Here is a 5,720-nt window from a genome sequence, read left to right as displayed (position 1 = left end):
TCATGGCGCTGCCGCTCCGCGAAGCGCGTGAGCAGTTCGAGAAGGATTACCTGATCGCCCAGATCAACCGGTTCGGCGGCAACATCTCGAAAACCGCCGAGTTCATCGGCATGGAGCGCTCCGCTCTGCATCGCAAGCTGAAGTCCCTGGGCGTCTAAGCGCGACGTCCGACCAGCCGCGCGTGGTCCAACCATTTGCCGGTTACGCCCGCGGTGGAATCGCATAAGAAAGCCCGAGAATTTCTGAGGGGTCGCCAATGCCGCGCATTGCCTATGTCAACGGGCGCTATGTCACGCACGCCGACGCTGCCGTGCATATCGAGGATCGCGGCTATCAGTTTGCCGACGGTGTCTATGAGGTCTGCGAAGTGGCGCGTGGCTTCATCGTCGACATGCCGCGCCACCTGGCCCGGCTGAACCGTTCGCTGACCGAATTGTCGATCGCCTGGCCGGTCACCTCTCACGTGCTGCCGCTCATTCTGCGTGAGGTGGTCAATCGCAACCACGTCGCCAATGGCCTGGTCTACGTGCAGGTGACGCGCGGCGTGGCCAGCCGCGACTTCGTCTTCCCTTCCGCCGACACCAAGCCTTCGCTGGTGGTAACCGCCAGGAAGGCCGATCCTGCCGCTGGTGCAAAGCGAGCCGAGACAGGCATCGCCGTCATCACCGTGCCGGAGAACCGCTGGGACAGGGTCGACATCAAGACTGTCGGGCTGCTGCCCAATGTCTTGGCCAAGCAGAAGGCAAAGGAAGCCGGTGCGCAGGAAGCCTGGTTCGTCGACACCGAAGGTAACGTCAAGGAAGGCGGCTCGTCCAACGCCTGGATCGTCACCAGGGACGGCGTTCTGGTCACCAGGCCGGCCGAGCATGGCATCCTGCGCGGCATCACCCGCACGACCATGTTCGAAGTGGCGGCCAAGCTTGGCCTGAAGATCGAGGAGCGCGGCTTTTCCGTCGCCGAGGCCAAGACGGCACGCGAGGCGTTCATCAGTTCCGCAACGACGATCGCCATGCCGGTGGTGACCATCGATGGCGACACGGTCGCCAATGGGCACCCCGGCTCAATAACACTTTCGTTGCGGCAAGCCTTTTTTGACATTGCGGAAAAAAGTCCAGCCTGATAACCGCACAGGTGGAATGAACATCAATATATCTCGTTCTGCTTGTCGTTACTGACGACAAGACGGTGTTTGCGAGCTTGACATGCGCCCGTTAATTTGGCGCATTGGCTTGCAAACCGAAGGGGATCGGCGAAAGACAAGAACAATGGCGGAACGATCGCAAAACCTTCAGGACCTGTTCCTGAATTCAGTTCGCAAGAGCAAGAACCCGCTCACCATCTTCCTCATCAACGGCGTGAAGCTGACCGGCGTGGTCACTTCGTTCGACAATTTCTGTGTCCTGCTGCGCCGCGATGGTCACTCCCAGCTCGTCTACAAGCACGCCATTTCCACGATCATGCCGAGCCAGCCGGTTCAGATGTTCGATGGCGAGGAAAGCCAGGGCGCCTGATTGGCACGTGAGAAAGACGCGGACGCCACCGTTCGCGGGAAACCAGCGCATCACCCCAGGACTGAGGCCAAGGGCCCGACCCGGGCCGTGGTCATTGTGCCCGTCCTTACCCGCCACCAGCGCAACGACGACGAGACCAACCGCCCGCGGCTGATGCGTTCGGCTGATGCGCGTCACGACGAGGCCGTTGGCCTTGCCCGCGCCATCAACCTTGATCTGATTCACACCGCGGTGGTGACCGTCAACGATCCGCGCCCGGCGACGCTGCTCGGCAGCGGCAAGGTCGCCGAGTTCGCGGAAATCGTCAAAGAGGGACATGCGGAAGTGGTCGTCGTCGACCATCCGCTGACCCCTGTGCAGCAACGCAATCTCGAGAAAGAGCTGAACGCCAAGGTGCTGGACCGCACCGGGCTGATCCTCGAGATATTCGGCGAGCGTGCACGCACCAAGGAAGGCACGCTGCAGGTCGAGCTCGCCCATCTCAACTACCAGAAGGGCCGCCTCGTGCGTAGCTGGACCCATTTGGAGCGTCAGCGCGGCGGCGCCGGATTCCTTGGGGGCCCCGGCGAAACACAGATCGAATCCGACCGGCGGCAGTTGCAGGAAAAGATCATCAAGCACAAGCAGGAGCGGGGAACGGTGCGGCGCACGCGGGAGCTGCACCGCGCCAAGCGCAGGAAGGTGCCGTCCCCGGTGGTGGCGATCGTCGGCTACACCAATGCCGGCAAGTCGACGCTGTTCAACCGGCTGACCGGGGCGGATGTGCTGGCACAGGACATGCTGTTCGCCACGCTCGACCCGACGCTGCGCCGCGTGCGCCTGCCACATGGCACGCCGATCATCCTCTCCGACACGGTCGGCTTCATTTCGGACCTGCCGACACATCTGATCGCGGCTTTCCGCGCCACCCTGGAAGAGGTGGTCGAGGCCGACCTCGTGCTTCATCTGCGCGACATTTCCGATCCGGACACGGCCGCCCAGGCCGAGGATGTCGAGCGTATCCTTGCAGATCTTGGCGTTGACGCTGGTGATGCCAAGCGGGTGATCGAAGTGTGGAACAAGATCGACCGGCTCGACGAAGGCAACCGGACCCGGCTGCTTGCAGACGGCGCCGATGCCAACAAGGCGCCGCCGATTGCGGTGTCGGCGGTGACCGGCGAGGGCATCGATGCGCTGAAGGCGATCATCGAAACGCGGATGGCGGGCGAACTCGAAGACCTCACCGTGACGATCGAGCCGGCACAGTTCGGCCTTGTCGACTGGCTTTACCGCAATGGCGATGTGGTTTCGCGAAGCGACAATGACGACGGCAGCGCCACCATCTCGCTGAAGGCCACGCAAAGCGCGCGCGAAGAGATCGAAAACAGATTGCGTCGTAAAAACAACGGATAATCCGGAGCAGTTCCAGGAAAAGTGTATAGCGGTTTCCGTCGGGAGTTGCCCGAAAAGAGAGACTACTTCGCGGTCTTTGCTTCCTGCCAGAGCGCTTCCATCTCGGCCAGATCAGCCTTGTCCAGCGTGTTGCCGGCTTTCTCCAAAGCCTGCTCGACATAATGGAAACGTGAGCGGAATTTCTCGTTGGTGCCGCTCAGCGCTGCTTCCGAATCGAGCTTGAGGTGGCGACCGAGATTGACGACGGCAAACAGCATGTCGCAGAACTCGTCCTTGATCGAGGCGGTGTCGCCCTTGGCCAGCGCCTCGCGCAATTCGCCGATCTCTTCCTCGATCTTGTCGAGGATGGGTGCTGCCTCGCTCCAGTCGAAGCCGACGCGGGCGGCCTTCTCCTGAAGTTTCAGCGCCCGGGTCAGCGCGGGCAGGGCGACCGGCACGCTATCCAGAAACCCCTTGCCATTGTCTTCGGGATCGAGACCGCGCGCGAGGCGGGCGCTTCGTTTCTCTGCCTTCTCTTCTGCCTTGATCTTTTCCCACATGCCCTTGGCCATGCCGGCGCTGCGGGCCTTTTCGTCGCCGAAGACATGCGGATGGCGTCGGATCATTTTCGTCGTGATGGCTTGCACCACATCGGGGAAGGCAAACTCGCCGGCCTCCTCGGCCATTTGCGCGTGGTAGACGACCTGCAGCAGCAGATCGCCGAGTTCGTCGCGCAGATCGTCGAGGTCGCCGCGCGCGATGGCATCCGCGACCTCATAGGCCTCTTCGATCGTGTAGGGCGCGATGGTCGAGAAATCCTGTTCGATATCCCAGGGACAGCCGGTCTTCGGCGCCCGCAGCGCCGCCATGATCTCGATCAGGCGCGAAATGTCTTTCGATGGCGTCATAGGGCTGATGCTATCGCGCGGCCGGCCGCGCGGCCAACGCTGTCAGCCGGCGAGAGTGCCTTGTCCACAGGCGAGCCACGTCAGTCGAGCACCGAGACGATCGCTTTGGCGAGGTCGTCCATGCCGTCCTCGGGCAGGCCGGCGACATTGATGCGGCTGTCGCCGACCATGTAGACGCCGTGCTCGGCGCGCAGCCGTTCGACTTGCGCTTCGGTGAGGCCAAGGCGGGAGAACATGCCGCGATGGCTGGCGACGAAATCGAAGCGGTCGGAATTGGATTGCCGGCGCAGGGCTTCGGAGAACTGGACACGGAGTCTCAGCATGCGCAGCCGCATCTCTTCAAGTTCGGCTTCCCAGTCTGCACGCAAGGCGGCGTCCTCCAGCACGATGCGTACGGCTGCTGCCCCGTGGTCCGGCGGCATCGAATACATGGCGCGCGCCGCCGACAGCATCTGGCTCATCGCCACATCTGCCTGTGCGCCGTCCTTGGCCAGGATCATTGCTGCGCCGACGCGGTCGCGGTAGACGGCGAAATTCTTCGAGCAGCTCGACGCGACGACCATTTCCGGAACTTTCGCCGCCAGCAGGCGCAAGCCGAGGGCGTCGGCCTCAAGGCCATCGCCAAAGCCCTGATAAGCGATGTCGACGAACGGCAGCAGCGCGCGCTCGACGACCAGATCGGTAACGGCTGCCCACTGTGCCGCATCCAGATTGGCGCCGGTTGGGTTGTGGCAGCAGCCATGCAGCAGCACGACGTCGCCGCTCTTTGCGGTCCGCAGGGCCGCCAGCATGTCGTCGAAGCGAACAGCACCCGACGCGGCGTCGAAATACGGGTATTCACGGATCTGCAGGCCGGCGGCGCGCATCACCGGCATGTGGTTCGGCCAGGTCGGGTCCGACAGCCAGATGGTTGCGTCCGAACGCGTCCGCTTCAGCAATTCCGCCACCAGCCGCAGCGCGCCGGAGCCGCCGGGCGCCTGTGCGGCGCGGATGCGCGTCATGTCAGCGCCCGGACCGAAGGCGAGCTTGGCCATCACCGTGTTGAAGCCGGTATCGCCGGCAAGGCCGAGATAGGTCTTGGTGTCCTGGGCCTGCAGCAGGCGCTTTTCCGCCTCGCGCACGGCGCGCATAACCGGCGTCTTGCCGTCGCGATCCTTGTAGACGCCGACGCCGAGATCGACTTTGTCGGGGCGCGGATCGGCGCGATAAAGGCCGATCAGGGCCAGGATCTTGTCGGCGGGGGCGGGCTGCAGGGTCTCAAACATCGATAGGGCTCCAATGGCGGCGGAGTGATACGCAAATCGGTCGCGTTTCGCCAGCGGTTTTAGCTAGGTGCTCCAGCCCGAGACGGCTGGGAAGCCTGCCCTGCGCGCTCATGGATGAGGGTTTGAAGGGAAACCTATTGATGCGCGTCGGAAATGACCAGCCGGCACGAGCAGAGCGATCACGCCATCCTCTGCGCCGGCATGAGCGCTTCCGTGCGTAATTTCGGCTTTGCCTCGGCCAGCGGTCAGCGGTCAGCCCCCGCCGGGCCTGTCTTTCACAGCCTGCCGCAACAGCCAGGCGACCGCGCCCAGCACCATCAAGGCCAGCCCGAACCATGTCAGGGCATAGACCAGATGGTTGTTGTGGAACGAAACGACCGTCAGGCCGCCGACCGGCCACCCTCCCGGATTGGGCGTGGCATCGGCATCGATGAAATAAGGAGCGACCTGCCCGATGCCTTGCTTGGCGGCGATCGCCTGTACATCGCGCGAATACCAGCGGTTGGCAGCCGGATCGTTGGTGCGCAGGAAGCCGCCTTTCGGTTCGCTGATGCGCAACAGGCCATGAATTCCGGTGTGATCGCCCGAGGGCTTGCCTGCGAAGCGGGTTGCCGGATCGCGCTTGTCCGTCGGCACGAAGCCCCTGTTCACCAGAATCGTGAAGC

Annotated in this window: 7 protein-coding genes; 4 read left to right on the top strand and 3 right to left on the bottom strand. The window is 63.3% G+C overall.

What is annotated here, in order from left to right; translation table 11 throughout:
* The 4 genes from EOA22_RS02785 to hflX all read left to right on the top strand — a co-directional run.
* Window positions 1-158: helix-turn-helix domain-containing protein (locus EOA22_RS02785; protein WP_281040749.1), on the top strand; the 158-nt coding region annotated here is incomplete at its 5' end.
* A gap of 98 nt (window positions 159-256) precedes the next feature.
* Complete coding sequence (locus EOA22_RS02780) at window positions 257-1,120, top strand: D-amino-acid transaminase (protein WP_027163475.1); 864 nt, start codon at window positions 257-259, stop codon at window positions 1,118-1,120.
* A 145-nt stretch (window positions 1,121-1,265) separates the two neighbouring features.
* Window positions 1,266-1,511: an RNA chaperone Hfq gene (gene hfq / locus EOA22_RS02775; RefSeq protein ID WP_006202172.1), complete on the top strand. Its 246-nt coding sequence runs from the start codon at window positions 1,266-1,268 to the stop codon at window positions 1,509-1,511.
* Complete coding sequence (gene hflX / locus EOA22_RS02770; protein WP_127389829.1) at window positions 1,512-2,903, top strand: GTPase HflX; 1,392 nt, start codon at window positions 1,512-1,514, stop codon at window positions 2,901-2,903.
* A 62-nt stretch (window positions 2,904-2,965) separates the two neighbouring features.
* Here the strand turns inward: hflX and mazG are convergent, their stop codons facing one another.
* From mazG to EOA22_RS38585, 3 genes are all read right to left on the bottom strand, one after another.
* Complete coding sequence (gene mazG / locus EOA22_RS02765) at window positions 2,966-3,790, bottom strand: nucleoside triphosphate pyrophosphohydrolase (protein WP_063168043.1); 825 nt, start codon at window positions 3,788-3,790, stop codon at window positions 2,966-2,968.
* 80 nt (window positions 3,791-3,870) lie between these two features.
* On the bottom strand, window positions 3,871-5,055 hold the full coding sequence (locus EOA22_RS02760; protein WP_063168042.1) for an amino acid aminotransferase: 1,185 nt from the start codon (window positions 5,053-5,055) through the stop codon (window positions 3,871-3,873).
* 252 nt (window positions 5,056-5,307) lie between these two features.
* On the bottom strand, window positions 5,308-5,720 hold a 413-nt coding region (locus EOA22_RS38585), incomplete at its 5' end, for an SURF1 family cytochrome oxidase biogenesis protein (protein ID WP_348629478.1).

Source organism: Mesorhizobium sp. M7A.F.Ca.US.014.04.1.1 (assembly GCF_003998745.1).
GTDB classification, from domain to species: domain Bacteria; phylum Pseudomonadota; class Alphaproteobacteria; order Rhizobiales; family Rhizobiaceae; genus Mesorhizobium; species Mesorhizobium ciceri.
The sequence above is the reverse complement of the archived record's forward strand: the minus strand, read 5'-3'. Positions and strand labels throughout refer to the sequence as shown.

What these genes read in the sequence shown, in the direction of transcription:
- EOA22_RS02780 (WP_027163475.1), top strand. Translation starts at nt 257, where the DNA reads ATGCCGCGCATTGCCTATGTCAACGGGCGCTATGTCACGCACGCCGAC.
- hfq (WP_006202172.1), top strand. Translation starts at nt 1,266, where the DNA reads ATGGCGGAACGATCGCAAAACCTTCAGGACCTGTTCCTGAATTCAGTT.
- mazG (WP_063168043.1), bottom strand. Translation starts at nt 3,790, where the DNA reads ATGACGCCATCGAAAGACATTTCGCGCCTGATCGAGATCATGGCGGCG.
- EOA22_RS02760 (WP_063168042.1), bottom strand. Translation starts at nt 5,055, where the DNA reads ATGTTTGAGACCCTGCAGCCCGCCCCCGCCGACAAGATCCTGGCCCTG.